We start from the raw sequence: 15,788 nt of genomic DNA, 5'->3' as shown, positions 1-15,788 counted from the left end.
GCAGATTGTGCGGATTGAGCAAATTACTGGGATTAAATGATCATATAAAACCTTTGCCACCTGCTAAATCAATGAGATATATCTTTATTATTTGATTCCATATTTTGTAGATTGAAAGCTTAGCTTCTTCAATCCTTTTTGAATTTCCGGAGCATTCATAAATAGCTTCCAGAGAAATCCTGTTCTGTAATTTTCGATCATGGGTGCTATTGTTCCCTGATCAATTGCCAGATATCTTGGGGTAAACCAATTGTTGTAATTGATAGATGTTGCATCATAAGGCCCTGCTGAACCTATAAATTCAGGTTTCTGAGTATAAATAAATCTCAGAAAATCCATAGATTCTTTTGGGGTGTATGGAAAACTACTCAAAGCTGCTGTAGGAGTTATTACTCCATTATCATTACCTGGCATATGAGCGGTATAGCCTGTACTTCCATCTTCGTTTCTTGTATATCCTGCTGTTAGTCCCCAATAATTTGGCCCATAGCCTTTCCATTGTTTAGGGTTTTCGACGCAGTATTTATAATCGATAAGGGTTTGATTTTTATTAATATCAAAGTAGTTTTTCACTAGTTTATCGGATAATCCTGTCGGGTCAAGTCCGATATATGAATATTGAGCCCAGAAAAGTGGCCCGCCGTATTCTTCGGCATAGTTATGTTTTACATACAGAGGTAATCCGTATTTTGTTTTGTCTGTAAGGTAGGTTCCATTTCTGGTCCAGCCTTTATAATAAGTTTCGGCATCTATGGAATAAGTAGGTGAAGATGCAGCCAGGATATAAGTAATCAGACATTCATTATAGCCTTCAAGTGGGAAATTCATTTCCCATTGGTATTCCGGTGACCAGTGCCAATACAGTACTTTTTCTCCTCCTTTGGTATACCAGTTCCATTGAATTCCTTTCCAAAGTTCATCACATTTTGCGGCTAATGCTTTTTCTTCTGCGTTTCCATTTTTGAAGTATTCACGAACCATTAATATCCCTGAAGTAAGAAATGCTGTTTCTACAAGATCTCCGCCATTATCTTTCTTTCCGAAAGGAACTGTTTTACCTGTTTCCCCATTGATCCAATGCGACCACGCTCCTTTATGACGATCTGCTTTAGCCAGAAAATCCATGATATGAGTAAGTCTTTTTACGGCTTCTTTTCTTGGGACAAACCCTCTTTCCACTCCTACCAATAAGGTTGCTAATCCAAAGCCTGATCCTCCAGTGGTAATCACATGCTTATCATGATCCGGATAAATATCATCTTCATGGTAACGCTCTCTTCCCAGCATAGAATTGGGCTCTGCATAGTCCCAAAAGTATTTTAATGCATCCTTCTGCACCTTATCCATTAGCTGTTCGTCTGTGACTGTACTTTTAACTACATTATTCTTACCCGTTTCCGGTTTTAAAATCTGGGCATTTTTGCAAGAATAAGTAAAGAATAAAGAAGTTACGGCAATTGATAATAGAGTCCTTTTCATTGGTATCGGGTTATGGGTTATAAAATTAGAGGAGAATTTTCACTCTCCTCTAGTTTTTGGTTATTGGTTAATATCCTGGGTTCTGTGTAAATACACCAGCACTTTCAGTGATCGCATCAAATGGAATTGGGAATAATTCATTTTTCCCCGTCTTGAATCCATAAGGAGCAAGTACTGTAGCCGCTTGTCCTGTTCTTACAAGATCTACAAAACGATCTCCTTCCATAGCTAATTCTACTCTACGTTCATTCCAGATAGCGGTTCTAAGAGCTACTTGTGTTGCAGCAGTAGTTCCTGCTAATTTTGCTCTAGCTCTTACTCTATTAAGATTCGTAGTCGCTGCAGCAGTGTTCCCAAGTTCATTGGCGGCCTCTGCATTGATCAGAAGAATTTCTGCAAATCTTAAAATTCTGATATTCTGAATAGATCCGTATCCACAAGCACTCTTATTCAATGCTTTTGGTACGTATACTTTTTGGTTATAAGTAGTCACGGACTGAGGATCACCCATCGCAATTAAATCTCCTTCCGGAGTCGTTTCTCCGTTTCTAAGTATAGTCAGTTCTTTTCGGATATCTCCAGGTTCAAATGCATTTTCAAGAGCGCTTGAAGGAGTAAAGAAGCCCCAGCCAAACTGGTCTCTTACCCCCTGTACTTCTGCATACTGACTTCCTTTCAATGGAGGGATACAATCACAGTTTACTTCAAAAACAGATTCTTTTCCAAATTCACCTGATGGTCTGAATACATGGTTGAAATCAGGATCTAAATCATACCCCATCGCCATTACCTGATTAGAGGTATCATATGCTTTTTGCCAGTCTTTTTTATAAAGATATACCTTGGCAAGCAAGCCTAATGCTGCACCTTTTGTTACTCTTCCCAAATCAGAAGCAGGATAGGTCTGAGGAAGAATTGCTGCCGCGCTGGTAAGATCAGAGATAATAAAGTTATATACTTCTTCTACTGAGTTTCTAGGAATTTTATAATTGGATTGAAGTCCATCAAAAATAGGAACACCACCATATATTCTTACTAAGTTAAAATACATATATGCTCTCAACATCTTTGCTTCAGCAACCAACCTTGTTTTTAGGGCTGAATCCATATCAATTTTCGGAACATTGGTAATCACCTGATTACAACTGTTTAGTCCTTGCCACTGACCGATCCAATATCCTCTGATCCCTTCATCACTAACAGTATAAGTAAAATTATCATATACATTGATAAAAGAAGCATCTCCGGGGTTAGATCCTTTAACCACATCATCTGCCGGTACTCCAAATACAAACTGATATGGAAAAGCCGAATTTTCCCAACTTCTCAGAAAGCTATAAATAGCACTTGTTGCCTGTATGGCATCATCCTGCGTTTTGAAGAATGATGCAGCCTCCGTATATCCTTCCTGTTTTATATCTAAATAATCATTACAGCTTGCTGCAAGTGATAATAATGCGATTGATAAAAATATCTTTTTCATAATTCTTTCTTGTTAAAATGTTAAATTAAGCCCAACAGTATAAATTGCTGAAATTGGATAGATGTTATTATCCACACCCATCTGTACTCTGTCGGTATTTAAGATTTCAGGTGAGAATCCGTTATATTTGAAGCTAGTCCAAGGGTTTTGAGCGCTTACATATAATCTCAATTTGGTAATAGCCATTGATTTTGCAAATGATGTAGGTAAGTTATACCCCACTTGGATATTTCTGATTCTTATGTAACTTCCGTCTTCTACATAGAAGCTATTGGGTAAAATAATAGCCTGGTTATTGGTTGCCATCGGATACATATTGGATGTTCCTGCACCATGCCATCTGTTATTATAGAAATCCAGATCCCAGCTTTCGTTTCCATAACGCTGCTCTCTGTTGTAATTGTAAATTTTGTTCCCAAAAACACCTTGGAAATCAATAGCGAAGTCAAAGTCGTATACATTCATATTCAATCCAAATCCATACGTTCCTTTTGGAATAGGACTTCCTAAAAATGTTTTATCTCTTACGTCTATTACACCATTTCCGTCAAGATCTGCAAATTTAAATCCTCCGGCTTGTGCTCCGTTCTGAACAGCAGAGGCATTTACTTCTTCCTTACTCTGGAAAACACCTACTACCTGATATCCATAATAAGAACCTACCGCCTGTCCTTCTTCTAGTCTAATGATCGAATTACCAAATAGACTTGCTCCTGCATTGAAATAAGAATTATTAGCTACAGAAGTAATTCTATTTTTAAGGGTCGTCATGTTTCCATAGATCCCAAACTTTATATGATCATTGATCTTAGCATCATAGCTGACTGATAATTCAAATCCTTTGTTATTAAAAGAATAAGCATTGGTAACATAGTTACTCCAGTTAGAAGCACCAGAAACGGCTCCCTGAACAATTCCATATACTACGTCTTTGGTATCTTTATCAAAGTAAGTAGCATCAATTTTAAGTTTATTATTGAACATGGCCATTTCCAATCCAAAATCTTTACCTGTTGTGGTTTCCCAGCCAATATTCGGATCTATCACCCTGTCTATTGTTTGTGCAGGATATCCGGAATTTCCGAAATAGGCTCCAGCATCAAGAATAGTAGTATTCAATGTATATTCTCTCTGCACATCCGGGTTTCCAAGTTTACCCCAGCTTCCTCTTAATTTTAAAAGGTTAACAACATTCTGCTGGCTCATAAAGTTTTCTCTGGAAATCACCCATCCAGCACTTACTGCCGGAAATACACGGGATCTGTCATTCGCAGAATATTTAGACGTACCATCTCTACGAATCGAAGCATTCACTAAGTATTTTCCATCATAATCATAATTAACTCTTCCAAAAAAAGATTGAATTCTATCATGATACGGAATAACATCTCTTCCTTTATATTCAAAATTTGTTCGATAAATGTCTGTTCCCTTAGAAATATCCAGAGAAGAATTGTTTCCGTTGTAGTTTACATTTAATGCTTCTGCATAGGCTTGAGAGTAAGAGTTTCTTGTTCTGGAAAAACCTGCTAATACTTCTAGATTATGATTGCCAAACCCTTTTTTCCAGCTTAATGTATTATCCCAGATATAATTTCTCGTTCTGGAATCTCTTGTCACCAATTTATTGGGTGTTTGCACAGAAATAGGAGCATACAAGAATGTTGGAGTAAATTCGTACTTATTCGAATTTATATTGTCTGTACTATAACTGATTCGTAAAGTAAAATCTTTCAAAAATTTATATTCTCCCCAGATATTATTCAACAATCTTTCATCTCTGGTTTGGGATCTGTATAAATCTAATTTTGCTCTGGAGTTAGGAATTTTAAAATATTGGTAATCCCCTGTAGAAGGATTGATGATCGGATTAATAGGTGGTGCTGTATAAGCATCCAATAAAGGGTTCAGCGCATTATCGGTACGCATTTTTGAAAAAGTGAAATTGTTTCCGATCGTAATATTATCCGTGATTTTATAACTAAGATTCACTTTGGTAGTAAATCTGTTAAATCCGCTTCCTGAGTTAATTCCTTGTCCTGCAGCCAGGTTTCCTTCATCCTGTAGGTTTCCTGCACTTACATAATAATTCAGTTTTCCAAGCGATCCTGCAGCAGAAATATCGTTAGAGTTGATAATACTTGTTCTAAAAATTTGCTTAAACCAATCGGTATCAGCAGGATATGACGATCTGTCTAAAAACACAGGATCTATTGCACTATCGTTAATCAGTTTCTCATTATACAACTGTATATACTGATCCGAATTAACCATTTTAGGAACATTCGTTACCGTTTTAATTCCTAAATAGGAGTTAAAATTGAAAACCGGTTTTTTTCCTCTTCCTGTTTTGGTTTTAATGATCACAGCACCATTGGATGCTCTTGCTCCATAAATGGCCAAACTCGAAGGGTCTTTCAAAATACTCATAGATTCAATATCCTGAGGGCCTAAGAAAGAAATATCATCGGTAATCATTCCATCTACAATAAAAACGGTCTTACCTGTCAATGATCCAATACCTCTGATATCCACTCTTGGCGAGCCTCCCGGTGCTCCGGAATTTAATATCTGAACCCCAGCTACTTTTCCTTGTATAGAACTAAGAGGATTGGCATTAGGTTTATTAGCCAGATCTTTAGCAGAAACGACCCCGATACTACCGGTCACGTTTTCTTTTTTCTGAGATCCATATCCAATCAGAACCACCTCTTCGATCTTCTGCTCTTTGGCAGTAGTATCTTTAGGTTTAGTCTGAGCATTGACATTCATACCGAAGTAAAGAACAGCAATGAGACATGAATATTTTACATTACTTTGTTTCATATAGTTTCAATTTTATTCGTACAATCAGATTTTCAACATTGTCTCATTTTGAAGCATTCAATTTCTCAAATGAAGACATTAGCCAAAAATAGAAAAAAAACCGAAACATGTTAACATATCTTAAAAATTCAAAAAATATTATATTTTTTTAAATAAAAAACTCAACAATATTATATTTTGCAAATTAAAAACCAAAATAATTATCATTTCACCACCATATCTTCAAAGGCAAAATCAGGATTTTCACAAAAAAGATCACCAAATAATTCACTAATCATTAATATTTTGTTAAATACAAAATAGTATTTACCTTTGGTGCAGTTTTTGAAAAAAGCAATAAAAAGATCAATGAAAAAATATATCATTGCAGCGGCTCTTATCATAGGAACCGGTGCTGTTATTACGACCACCGTACAATCTTGTACAACACTGGCCACTTCCGATATGGGACTCTCTATTATTAAAAGAATGCTACTCAATGGTATTGATAAAGGAATGGGTGTTTATACCAATAAAGAAGCCTTCCTACAAAACAATATGGTAGATAAGGCTCTTCCGAAAGAGCTAAGAGAAATCAACTCTATGCTGGAAAAAGTAGCCCCCTCATTAGTTGCCAAAGAAAGAGATTTTATTGCCCAGGCAGCGGCCTATACTGTAAATACCTCTAAACCTATCTTACAAGGAGCTGTAAACAGTTTAAATGCTCAGGATGTAACCCGCATCATTGACGGAACTACTGCAACACAGATCCTAAGGGAAAAAACATCTCAACAGCTTATTGCAGCTATTGCTCCCAAAGTAGATGAGAAGCTGAATGAATATGGGATTGTAAAAACAATCAATACAGCTCTTGCCGGAAGTAATTTTCTTGGTAACCTTTTAGGAGGAAATAAAAATACAGTGAACGCAGGTGGACTGAGCCAACTTGCATCGGAGCAGCTGGTAAGCGGACTCTTCAATATCATCGAAGATTACGAACATCAGAACTCTAAATCACTATTAGGGCCGTTTGGAAAATAGGAAAAAATTCGTTATATTTATATTATATTAACAATTGCAGATGGATATATTACAAGGAAATCAACACGCAAATCCTGAAGAGTTTTACAAATCTTTAAAGGAGAAACTGGAAGGTCATCATGATTTTCCTGAGGATTATTTATTTAAATTTATCATCCCTACAGACCAATCAAAATTAACTGAAATTTATAAAGTTTTTGATGGTATTAAATTTACATTAGGAAACCGCGAAAGCAAAAATGGAAAATACACAGCCTGCAACATTAATGCATTTGTGCTAGATGCAAACCAGGTAGTGAAAATTTATAAAGAAGTAGCAAAAATAGAAGGCGTTATTCTATTGTAAAAAAGAAACCGTTTCATGATCAAAATGAAACGGTTTTTTTATGCTTTTTATTCTTTTAATAAATTTAATCCTTCAAAAAATATAGTCGTTTTTAAATAATAAAAACCGCCCCTATTGAGAGGCGGTTTTATCAGCTTAAATATTGTTGTATTTATTTTTTAACGAATTTAATGCTCTCTGAAACTTTAGCATTATTAATTGTAATCACATACACTCCTTTTACAAGATCAGCTACATGAATCTTACTATCATTAATCTTTCCTTTTTTCACAATCTGTCCTACAGCATTATGAATTTCAAATTGGGATTCTCCAGAAAGACCTGTAACATTCAGGATATCATTAACCGGGTTAGGATATACTCCAAAAGTGTTTTTCTTAGCTGTTTCTGAAGTTGATAAACTTTCTTTTGTAGTAAACGCTTTGGTTTCATAAGAGAATTCACCATTCACTTCAAAGATAGTCTGTCCTGTACCATTAGAACCAGTAGTAAGTTTTGCATATCCAGTTACTCCGCCTGCCAGTTGTCCGGTTAAACCGTCACCAAAATCATCAGATATTGTAAACACATAGCAATCCTCAGGTAAATCCCACACCTGAGTAATAAGTTGTGGATCCGCAGCACCGGTATTGGTATTACCATATCTTCCTGATTTTACAATCTGTCCTGCGCTGTTTTTAAGATTCCATCTTGTCTCCTGTCCCCATCTGTCTCTTTGCAACTTAAAGGTAACTGTAGTTGTTGCAAAATACTGAGGAGCAACAGGTTTTACATAGTTACCAGTCGTAGTATTGTTAGTACTTCTCTGATCCGTAGTTCCATTTACAGAAGTAATTGAGAAAGAAACCGGTGAAGATGCTATAGATGCACCAACAGGAATATTGATCACACTTGATTTATCCTGAGTAAGATTTCCTGTCCAGTTATATGTCTGAGCAGCACCTCCATTCATGCTATAAGAGATTACAGCTGATGTCAAATTACTGGTTCCTCTGTTTGTGATAAGCAGGCGTAATGATCCTTGCCCGCAATTCACAACACCTACTGAACATCCACCATCATATTTTATTTCAGCATCATTTGGGAATAAAGCAATTGGCTGATCTTTAGTAGATGCTTTCAGCTCCATTCTTCTTGGAGAATTGTTCATTACCGTTCTGATTCTTGTTTTCTGGTCGTTAGTATAGATATTCATACAGGTGTCATTGGTATAGTCCATATAATTCTCAACCATTTCAAAAATGTTCGGACTATCACAACTCGGTATAGGATCGGTACACTCATAGTTTGCAGTATGTGCCGTAGGCGTATCATCACAAAAATCAGTACCACAATCGGCATCACCCCAAATATGTCTTAGTCCCAGGAAATGACCAACTTCGTGAGTCATTGTTCTTCCCCTGTCATAGCCAGGCTGCATGATGAATGTACCATCATTATAATCCATACTACCAAATGTAGAATATCCTGCAACTACTCCATCTGTAATAGCAGGCCCCATATTGGCATTCAGGCCATCTAGCCCGGAATTAGAAGGAAACTGAGCGTATCCTAATAAACCATTATCAGCAAAATCCACGCTCCACATATTCATATATTGGGTTGGATCCCAAATGGTTTTAGTCTTTACAATACTGTCAAGATAATTGGTATACCCCTGGCTTTCATCACCTCTTCCCCAGTAGTCTCTACAAAGGTTTACTCTGTCGATTCCATTGGTAGGGTTTCCGTTAGGGTCTACTTTTGCAAGTACAAATTCTATTTCAGTATCAGCACCTACAGGATTGGTATTATACCCCGGAGTATTAATTTTTCTTCTGTAGTCATTAGTCATTACAGTAAGCTGAGACATTACCTGAGTATCAGAAATATTAGGAGCAACCCCTACATTCTGACCACTGTGAATAACGTGCACTACCACTGGAATGGTAATCACATTCCCAATCTGAGACTTGTCTGCTTTCGCTTTTTCAATTAAAGGAGCAATCCATGCTTCAAACTGTTCTGTAGATAATCTTTTCGGAAACTTCTTCTGTAAGTTTTCTTCGTTTTCAACCGTTCCGCATTTTTCTGTTCCTTTAGAGTCAAGTTCTCTTTTCTCCCACACTTTTTTTGAAGGTCTTCCTTCGTCTCTCTTCTGTGCATTTGAAAATCCTACCCCCATAAAAAATAATACAGCTAAGGAGGATTTAAAAATAATAGAGTTTTTCATTAGTATATTTTTTATAATTTAGCAAATATATATAATTAAATACATTAAAAAAGCAACTATTTAACAAAAATTCAAATAACATAAAAAAAAATACAATGAGAATATTTTCAACATTAGGAAGCATTATTTTAATAATATCAGCAATATGCTGTGCAAATCAAAACAAAAACGAAAGTAATATAGCAAAATCAACTAATACATCTCAACAACAAAAAATAGAAAAAATACAATTAACAGAAAGAACAAGAGGAATTAACCATAATTCTATTTTTACACCAACTTATAAAATCAGCATATCCAATGATGATTCTACAAAATATGCAATGAATCCTTCTGAGTGGGAACAAATTGCAAGACAAGCAGGAGCTCTTGATCTTTCCAAAATATCAAGCTTTAAAGCTCCTACGACAGGGAGGTATTCCGACCAGGCATTATCTGCTACTTTAATCATTACTTCAGGAGGTACCACCTACACTTCTGCTATATTTGATGCCGGTTATCCTCCAAAAGAACTGGAGGCACTGTACTATACTATCCAACAACCCAAAGGAAACAAAAAGAAAACACCAAAAGGTCATTAAAGCTTTCAATTTCCAACAGCATCGTATTTCTGGGAACATAAAAAAGTCCGTTTTACAAGTTAAAACGGACTTTTTTTATTTTATATGTATAATGATTATTTCTCAATAAAGAACTTCACATTTTCAATAGGTCTTCCCAGCATCGCTACTGAACCTTTTACCAAGATTGGCCTCTGGATCAGTGATGGATTTTCAGACAGAATTTTGATCCATTCTTCTTCAGAATAATTTTTGTCTGCGTAGTTTTCGATATATAGTTTATCTGTTTTACGAATGATATGAAAAACACTTTGGTTAAGTTTTTTCAACACGGTTTTAATCTCCAGAATACTTAAAGGATCTTCTATGATATTGATGATCTCAAAAGATACTCCGTTTTCATCCAGGTATTCTAATACTGCATTTGATTTTGAACAGTTTCCGTTATGTAAAACCTTAACTAACATTTCTAATTATTTTAAAAAAATTAAACTTGTTGATTACAAATTTAACAAGAATTCAATGGATGTTGTCTTAATACTCTGATAAAAGTTTGTTAAAACAAACCGTGTAATTCTGTTTCAATTTTCTCCAGAATCAATCCAAAATCTTCCGGTTTTTCTACGAAATCAAGATCATCTACTTCAATTATCAGAAGTTTTCCTTCTGTATAGTTGGAAATCCATTTTTCATACTTCTGATTCAGTTTTGAAAGATATTCAATGCTGATAGACGCTTCGTATTCACGTCCTCTTTTGTAGATTTTCTTTACCAGATTAGGCACATCTGATTTCAGATAAATCAAAAGATCCGGTGCTGAAACAAACGACTTCATCAGGTCAAAAACAGATGAATAATTATTGAAATCTCTGTCTGAAAGAAGGTTCATATCATTAAGGTTCTCTGCAAAGATGTGAGCATCTTCATAAATAGTACGATCCTGAATAATATTTTTACCACTTTCTCTGATTTCTTTTACCTGGCGAAATCTGCTTCCCAGAAAATACACCTGCAGTGCAAAGCTCCACTTGCTCATATCTGAATAAAAATCTTCCAGATAAGGATTGTGATCTACGTCTTCAAACTGTGCATCCCATCCGTAATGCTTAGAAAGCATCGTAGTTAAAGTTGTTTTTCCTGCTCCAATGTTTCCTGTAACTGCAATATGCATAATTCTTTTTCCTTGTATTTACTGATTAATTGATAAGCTTTTCTAAGCCTGCTGCCTGAACTTCGGAAGTTTCTTCAACCAACTTTTCCAATGTATTCTCAGGAGTTTTCTTTTCTGTCCCTCCTCCATTGGATTTTGCTTCGGTATTTTCTGCAGGTTTTCCAGCAGATTGCTCTATGGACTGAAGTTCAGCTTCCTGTTGTTTTTGCTGCCTGGCTTTCTTTACTTTTTCAAGGCTGTAAAGATAAAGCTTGTTTCCCTTGATTTCAAAATAAGAAAGGATGTTTTTATCCACAATTTGTGCATCGGGGGCATCAAAAATAACACTCATCCCTTTCTCCGGAACATATTTTAAAATTGAATTATTGCCCACCACCAAAATATTATCATTTTCTCTTCTGAATCGCTTTCCGTTATCCACAGGGGCTTCAAAAAGCTTTTCAAATTTCAGATTATAAATTCTGATATGTTTTTTGGTAAGAATATATACTTTCGTTTCATATACCAACAAATCCATCAGGTCTTCAAAACTGATATCAAAAGGAAATGAATTGATCGTGGTATCGTTTCTGAAATTATATTGTATAAGGCGTTTTGTACTATCATCCAGCAACCATAGCTGCTGCAAATCTTCGGCATAAGCCATTCTGATAAAACCAAATTTTTGCTTAAAATCTATACGCTGGATTTCATTCATATTTTGGTCTACAAATTTCATTTCCTGGGCATTTTCCGAGAACAAAGGTACATTCAAAGGGTTTTGTACCGTCTGTACTTTATAAGGAACTGTAAGCATCATTTTCCCGATCTGTTTCCCTAAAGAGTCATACTTTGTAAAGCTAAAGTCTTTATTTTTATAGATATATAGATTTCCGTAATCATCCGCGAGCATATCTTTAGCTTCTTTTAGCTTCAAGGTATCTAAAGGCAAAATGTTCTGCGCCGCAGAGGTACAGAAGATGAAAAGGGATATCAGATAGATTACTTTCAATGTTTTATCTTATATTAAAATATTCTTTCAAAATAGAATGCCAGCAATTTACACTTTTAATTACTTAAAGGCAACTTCATAAATTTTCGCCCAGTTTTTCCCTGTTACTAACATGTTATCGCCTTTAAAAGCTATTCCGTTCAGAACATGCTCACTATCTCCTTGATCATTTTCACTCGTCAGTTTTGTAAAGTCATATCTTTCTACGACTTCTCCGGTTTTAGGATCAATTTTTACAATGACAGGTTTATGCCAAATATTGGCATAAATAAAGCCTTTATGATATTCAAGTTCATTAAGATGCTCATATATTTCTGTATTTCCAGCTACCCCAACTGTTTTAATAACTTTAGAAGGAGTATTTACATCAAGAAAATAAAGATATTTTGAACCGTCTGTTGCAACAAGATCCTTCCCATCATAAGTCAACCCCCAACCTTCTCCAATTACATTAGGTAAAGGAAAATCCGACAGTTTTTCTAATGTATTTTTATCGTAGACAAAACCAATTTTATTAAGGTAAGTAAGTTGATATACCTTATTACCAACTATTGTACAGCCTTCCGAAAAGATATCAGCGGGCTGCTTTCTTATAATAGAAGGAGCTGTAGCTCCTAAAGTATATTTTATCAGTTGAGATTCTTTTTCCAACCCATCACTTTCATAAACCGTATTTCCTTCAAGTACAAAACCTTCTATAAAATGAGCAGGATTATGAGGATACTCTGCTACAATCTGATAGGCAACATTTTTCTCTTTAGCTTTTGTAAATACATTGATTGTTGCATCCTGATTAAAAGTTTCTCCATTTTTAGCTTTAATAACAAAAACAACTTTATTATCTCCCAAACTAAAAAATTGAGGATCTATAATTAAGTTTGAACTTTCTCCCTGCATGAAACTAATAGTAATACTTTCTACATTATCAGTAACTTCTTTTGGAAGCTGAAGCTTATCCCCAAAGTGATATCCCGTGCTCTCTTTTGCAGTATTATAGTCTGCAAGAGCATTCATCATTTCTTTATTTTTATTACAGGATGTCAACAAAAGTATTGCAGCAAAACTAACTATAAGATTTAATCTGATAAAGTTTTTCATTGTTTTAATATCTATTTTATAAGCTCTAATAATAAAAATAGCGCAACCCAAAGGAACGCTATTTTTATAAGATGATTATCAATAATTATTTCAATTGAACTTCATAAATTTTCGGCCAGTTCTTTCCTGTTACCAACATATTTTCTCCTTTGAAAGCAATTCCGTTCAGAACATCATCTGTTCCTTTGGTATTTTGTTTCGCAATTTCTGTGAAATCAAATGTACCTACAACTTCTCCTGTTGTGGGATTAATTTTCAGGATAATAGGCTTCTGCCATACATTTGCATACACAAATCCATTGTGATATTCCAACTCATTCAGTTGATCGTAAGCCTGTGAGCTTCCTGCTACTGCAATGTACTTAATAAGCTTTGAAGGATTGTTTGGATCCAGGAAATATAAAAGTTTACTTCCGTCTGATGCGATCAGGTTTTTCCCATCATACGTTAATCCCCAACCTTCACCCAATACGTTTGGATAAGCAAATTCTGAAAGAAGTTTTAGGGAACTTTTATCATAGATGTACCCTTTTTTACTTTGCCAAGTCAGTTGGTATACTTTATCTCCTACAATAGTACTTCCTTCTGAAAAATCTTCAGGAGCCTGTTTGGTAGAAGCGAGCGGAGTTGTTGTTCCCAGCGTATATTTTAAGATTTGTGAAGATCCGTTTTGCCCATCACTTTCATAGATTGTATTTCCTTCCACCTGAAATCCCTGTACAAAGTTTTTAGGATCGTGAGGATATTCTGCTACAATCTGGTAAGCAATATTTTTTTCAGGATTTTTCGCAAATACGTTGATCGTTGCATCCTGGTTCAAGGTTTCTCCACCTTTTGTTTTGATATTAAAAGTAACCGCATTGTCTCCTAAAGTAAAAAACTTTGGATCAATCGTTAAATCTGATGTTTCTTTATCTCCAAAACTAATGGTTACGCTTTCTGCATTTTCTGTCACTTCTTTTGGAAGTTGAAGTTTATCACCGAAATGATATCCTTTCTCTACCATAGAGTTATTATAAGTATTTAATGTATCAAGAATCTCTTTATCCTTGTTACAAGATGCCAGTAATAAGATTGCTGCGAAACCCGCTATTATATTTTTTTTCATTGACTTTCTAAATATTTCCCCAAAAATAGCAAATTTTATTCCGTATTACCAATATTATCCACGGGTTCACCAAATTGTAGTATATATCCATTGTTATCATATACTGCAAATTCCCTCATTCCCCATTCAAAAGTTTCAATTTCATAACAAATTTTAGCCTTTATTTTAAGATCTTCCCATAATTCATCCACTTTATCTACATTAAAATAAAATGATCCGGTAAAGCCTATGGTATCAGGGTTTTCATCTTTATTAGGCAACGCAATCATAATATATACATCATCTTTTCGAAGGGAAGCCCAATGCCATTCATCGTTTCTTCCCAGCAGCTCAAAACCAAGAGTTTGGATATAAAACCCAATGGTTTCATCTAGATTTGCCGTCCATAACATGGGACGAAACCCGGTAAATCTGCTCATCGCTTCTATTGTACAAAAGTATTCCTGTGAATTTTCATATTGACTGAAACCCAGGTTTCATTATCAATCTTCACTTCATTCTTAATTTCCGGATCAATGATAAAGCCTACTTTTTTATAACATTCAATAGCTCCGGTATTCCAGTCGTAGACATTCAATTCAGCAACTTTCCTGTTAAAGTTCCTGAATCCATATTTCAGAAGTTCCTGCATAACTTTTTTGCCATAGCCTTTTCCTCTATTGTTTTCATCCCAAATTAAAATTCTTCCCAACAAAAAAGTGTTATCTTTTAAAAATATCTGAGCATGTCCGATTGTACTCTGATGCTCAACATCCACTATTTTAAACAGGGTTCTGTTTTCATCAGACAAATCCATTTTAAGTTGATCTTCAGTTAAAGGAAAATGATACATTGGGCCTGCAAATTGAAGAAGTTCTTTTTTATCTTTAATATTTGAAATCAATGCCGGAGCATCATTGATGTTGAACAATTGTAATTCTATCATGTTTTACTTTTCTAAATATTCCTTTAAACTTGTTCCTAAAATAGCATTCCAGCCTCCTATAAAATTCTCTCTCGAAAATCCTTCTCCTAAGTCTTTGAAATTTTCAATATCTTCATGAATTAACTTCACCAGCGTTCCATCATTATCAGATTGCAAGTCCCAGGTTACCGTTGTTTTTTGCTCTGAAAAATCAGGATAAGACCAGGTATGTTTTAATTTCTGATGGGGAATAATTTCCAAGACTTCTCCTTGATGATGGTATTTATTTTCACCTCCCGGTTCGTAGAAATTAAATATCTTTCCTACTTCCGGTTCAAAATCCTGAATATCAAAATACCAGGACTTCATTTCATTTTTATCCGTTAATGCTTTCCAAACTTTTTCGACTGGAGCATTGATTTTGTACTGAACAATGATTGGTGTATTCATATTTTTAAAGTTTTAACAAACTATTTTAACTACAAAAGTCACAAAAGAATCTTGATACTTTAGTTATTTCAAAGGTAATATTCTTGCTATTGAAAAGAGCTCTTTTATTTTGAAAATCTCCAGATCTTCCCTTTGTGAGC

At 35.1% G+C, this 15,788-nt stretch carries 15 protein-coding genes; 3 read left to right on the top strand and 12 right to left on the bottom strand.

Annotated features, from left to right (window positions below; all coding sequences use genetic code 11):
- Positions 1-87: 87 nt before the first annotated feature.
- The 3 genes from GTR01_RS09260 to GTR01_RS09250 form a co-directional block, all read right to left on the bottom strand.
- Entirely contained in the window at positions 88-1,479 is a 1,392-nt protein-coding gene (locus tag GTR01_RS09260) for a glucoamylase family protein (RefSeq protein WP_160137560.1), read from the bottom strand.
- Positions 1,480-1,546: 67 nt separating this feature from the next.
- Positions 1,547-2,962, bottom strand: a complete 1,416-nt coding sequence (locus GTR01_RS09255) for a RagB/SusD family nutrient uptake outer membrane protein (protein WP_160137559.1) — start codon at positions 2,960-2,962, stop codon at positions 1,547-1,549.
- Positions 2,963-2,974: 12 nt separating this feature from the next.
- Entirely contained in the window at positions 2,975-5,788 is a 2,814-nt protein-coding gene (locus tag GTR01_RS09250; protein ID WP_160137558.1) for a SusC/RagA family TonB-linked outer membrane protein, read from the bottom strand.
- A gap of 348 nt (positions 5,789-6,136) precedes the next feature.
- On the opposite strand from GTR01_RS09250, the gene GTR01_RS09245 reads away from it, so the two are divergent.
- Together GTR01_RS09245 and GTR01_RS09240 are read left to right on the top strand one after the other, a co-directional pair.
- Positions 6,137-6,808 (top strand): DUF4197 family protein, encoded by a 672-nt coding sequence (locus GTR01_RS09245; protein ID WP_160137557.1) that lies wholly within the window; start codon positions 6,137-6,139, stop codon positions 6,806-6,808.
- 40 nt (positions 6,809-6,848) lie between these two features.
- A complete protein-coding gene (locus tag GTR01_RS09240; RefSeq protein ID WP_160137556.1) occupies positions 6,849-7,154 on the top strand; it encodes a DUF493 family protein in 306 nt (101 codons plus the stop codon).
- Between the two features lie 151 nt (positions 7,155-7,305).
- On the opposite strand, the gene GTR01_RS09235 is transcribed toward GTR01_RS09240, so the two are convergent.
- Positions 7,306-9,366: a M43 family zinc metalloprotease gene (locus tag GTR01_RS09235; RefSeq protein WP_160137555.1), complete on the bottom strand. Its 2,061-nt coding sequence runs from the start codon at positions 9,364-9,366 to the stop codon at positions 7,306-7,308.
- A 95-nt stretch (positions 9,367-9,461) separates the two neighbouring features.
- On the opposite strand from GTR01_RS09235, the gene GTR01_RS09230 reads away from it, so the two are divergent.
- Entirely contained in the window at positions 9,462-9,947 is a 486-nt protein-coding gene (locus GTR01_RS09230; RefSeq protein WP_160137554.1) for a hypothetical protein, read from the top strand.
- A gap of 95 nt (positions 9,948-10,042) precedes the next feature.
- Here the strand turns inward: GTR01_RS09230 and GTR01_RS09225 are convergent, their stop codons facing one another.
- The 8 genes from GTR01_RS09225 to GTR01_RS09190 form a co-directional block, all read right to left on the bottom strand.
- On the bottom strand, positions 10,043-10,393 hold the full coding sequence (locus GTR01_RS09225) for an ArsC/Spx/MgsR family protein (protein WP_160137553.1): 351 nt from the start codon (positions 10,391-10,393) through the stop codon (positions 10,043-10,045).
- Between the two features lie 89 nt (positions 10,394-10,482).
- The gene (locus GTR01_RS09220; RefSeq protein WP_068943809.1) at positions 10,483-11,097 is read right to left on the bottom strand and encodes a deoxynucleoside kinase; all 615 of its coding nucleotides are present in this window, start codon (positions 11,095-11,097) and stop codon (positions 10,483-10,485) included.
- Positions 11,098-11,122: 25 nt separating this feature from the next.
- Positions 11,123-12,088, bottom strand: a complete 966-nt coding sequence (locus GTR01_RS09215; RefSeq protein WP_160137552.1) for a hypothetical protein — start codon at positions 12,086-12,088, stop codon at positions 11,123-11,125.
- Between the two features lie 60 nt (positions 12,089-12,148).
- Entirely contained in the window at positions 12,149-13,174 is a 1,026-nt protein-coding gene (locus GTR01_RS09210; protein ID WP_160137673.1) for a glutaminyl-peptide cyclotransferase, read from the bottom strand.
- A 97-nt stretch (positions 13,175-13,271) separates the two neighbouring features.
- Positions 13,272-14,294 carry a glutaminyl-peptide cyclotransferase gene (locus GTR01_RS09205; protein WP_160137551.1) on the bottom strand — a complete coding sequence of 341 codons (1,023 nt, stop codon included), beginning with the start codon at positions 14,292-14,294 and terminating at the stop codon, positions 13,272-13,274.
- A 35-nt stretch (positions 14,295-14,329) separates the two neighbouring features.
- Positions 14,330-14,713, bottom strand: coding sequence for a VOC family protein (locus GTR01_RS09200; RefSeq protein ID WP_160137550.1), 384 nt, complete (start codon positions 14,711-14,713; stop codon positions 14,330-14,332).
- 5 nt (positions 14,714-14,718) lie between these two features.
- The gene (locus GTR01_RS09195) at positions 14,719-15,219 is read right to left on the bottom strand and encodes a GNAT family N-acetyltransferase (RefSeq protein ID WP_160137549.1); all 501 of its coding nucleotides are present in this window, start codon (positions 15,217-15,219) and stop codon (positions 14,719-14,721) included.
- A 3-nt stretch (positions 15,220-15,222) separates the two neighbouring features.
- The gene (locus GTR01_RS09190) at positions 15,223-15,648 is read right to left on the bottom strand and encodes an SRPBCC family protein (protein ID WP_160137548.1); all 426 of its coding nucleotides are present in this window, start codon (positions 15,646-15,648) and stop codon (positions 15,223-15,225) included.
- Positions 15,649-15,788: the final 140 nt, after the last annotated feature.

The organism is Chryseobacterium sp. c4a (assembly GCF_009900745.1).
Taxonomy (GTDB): domain Bacteria; phylum Bacteroidota; class Bacteroidia; order Flavobacteriales; family Weeksellaceae; genus Chryseobacterium.
The sequence above is the reverse complement of the archived record's forward strand: the minus strand, read 5'-3'. Positions and strand labels throughout refer to the sequence as shown.

What these genes read in the sequence shown, in the direction of transcription:
- GTR01_RS09260 (WP_160137560.1), bottom strand. Translation starts at nt 1,479, where the DNA reads ATGAAAAGGACTCTATTATCAATTGCCGTAACTTCTTTATTCTTTACT.
- GTR01_RS09255 (WP_160137559.1), bottom strand. Translation starts at nt 2,962, where the DNA reads ATGAAAAAGATATTTTTATCAATCGCATTATTATCACTTGCAGCAAGC.
- GTR01_RS09250 (WP_160137558.1), bottom strand. Translation starts at nt 5,788, where the DNA reads ATGAAACAAAGTAATGTAAAATATTCATGTCTCATTGCTGTTCTTTAC.
- GTR01_RS09245 (WP_160137557.1), top strand. Translation starts at nt 6,137, where the DNA reads ATGAAAAAATATATCATTGCAGCGGCTCTTATCATAGGAACCGGTGCT.
- GTR01_RS09240 (WP_160137556.1), top strand. Translation starts at nt 6,849, where the DNA reads ATGGATATATTACAAGGAAATCAACACGCAAATCCTGAAGAGTTTTAC.
- GTR01_RS09235 (WP_160137555.1), bottom strand. Translation starts at nt 9,366, where the DNA reads ATGAAAAACTCTATTATTTTTAAATCCTCCTTAGCTGTATTATTTTTT.
- GTR01_RS09230 (WP_160137554.1), top strand. Translation starts at nt 9,462, where the DNA reads ATGAGAATATTTTCAACATTAGGAAGCATTATTTTAATAATATCAGCA.
- GTR01_RS09225 (WP_160137553.1), bottom strand. Translation starts at nt 10,393, where the DNA reads ATGTTAGTTAAGGTTTTACATAACGGAAACTGTTCAAAATCAAATGCA.
- GTR01_RS09220 (WP_068943809.1), bottom strand. Translation starts at nt 11,097, where the DNA reads ATGCATATTGCAGTTACAGGAAACATTGGAGCAGGAAAAACAACTTTA.
- GTR01_RS09205 (WP_160137551.1), bottom strand. Translation starts at nt 14,294, where the DNA reads ATGAAAAAAAATATAATAGCGGGTTTCGCAGCAATCTTATTACTGGCA.
- GTR01_RS09200 (WP_160137550.1), bottom strand. Translation starts at nt 14,713, where the DNA reads ATGAGCAGATTTACCGGGTTTCGTCCCATGTTATGGACGGCAAATCTA.
- GTR01_RS09195 (WP_160137549.1), bottom strand. Translation starts at nt 15,219, where the DNA reads ATGATAGAATTACAATTGTTCAACATCAATGATGCTCCGGCATTGATT.
- GTR01_RS09190 (WP_160137548.1), bottom strand. Translation starts at nt 15,648, where the DNA reads ATGAATACACCAATCATTGTTCAGTACAAAATCAATGCTCCAGTCGAA.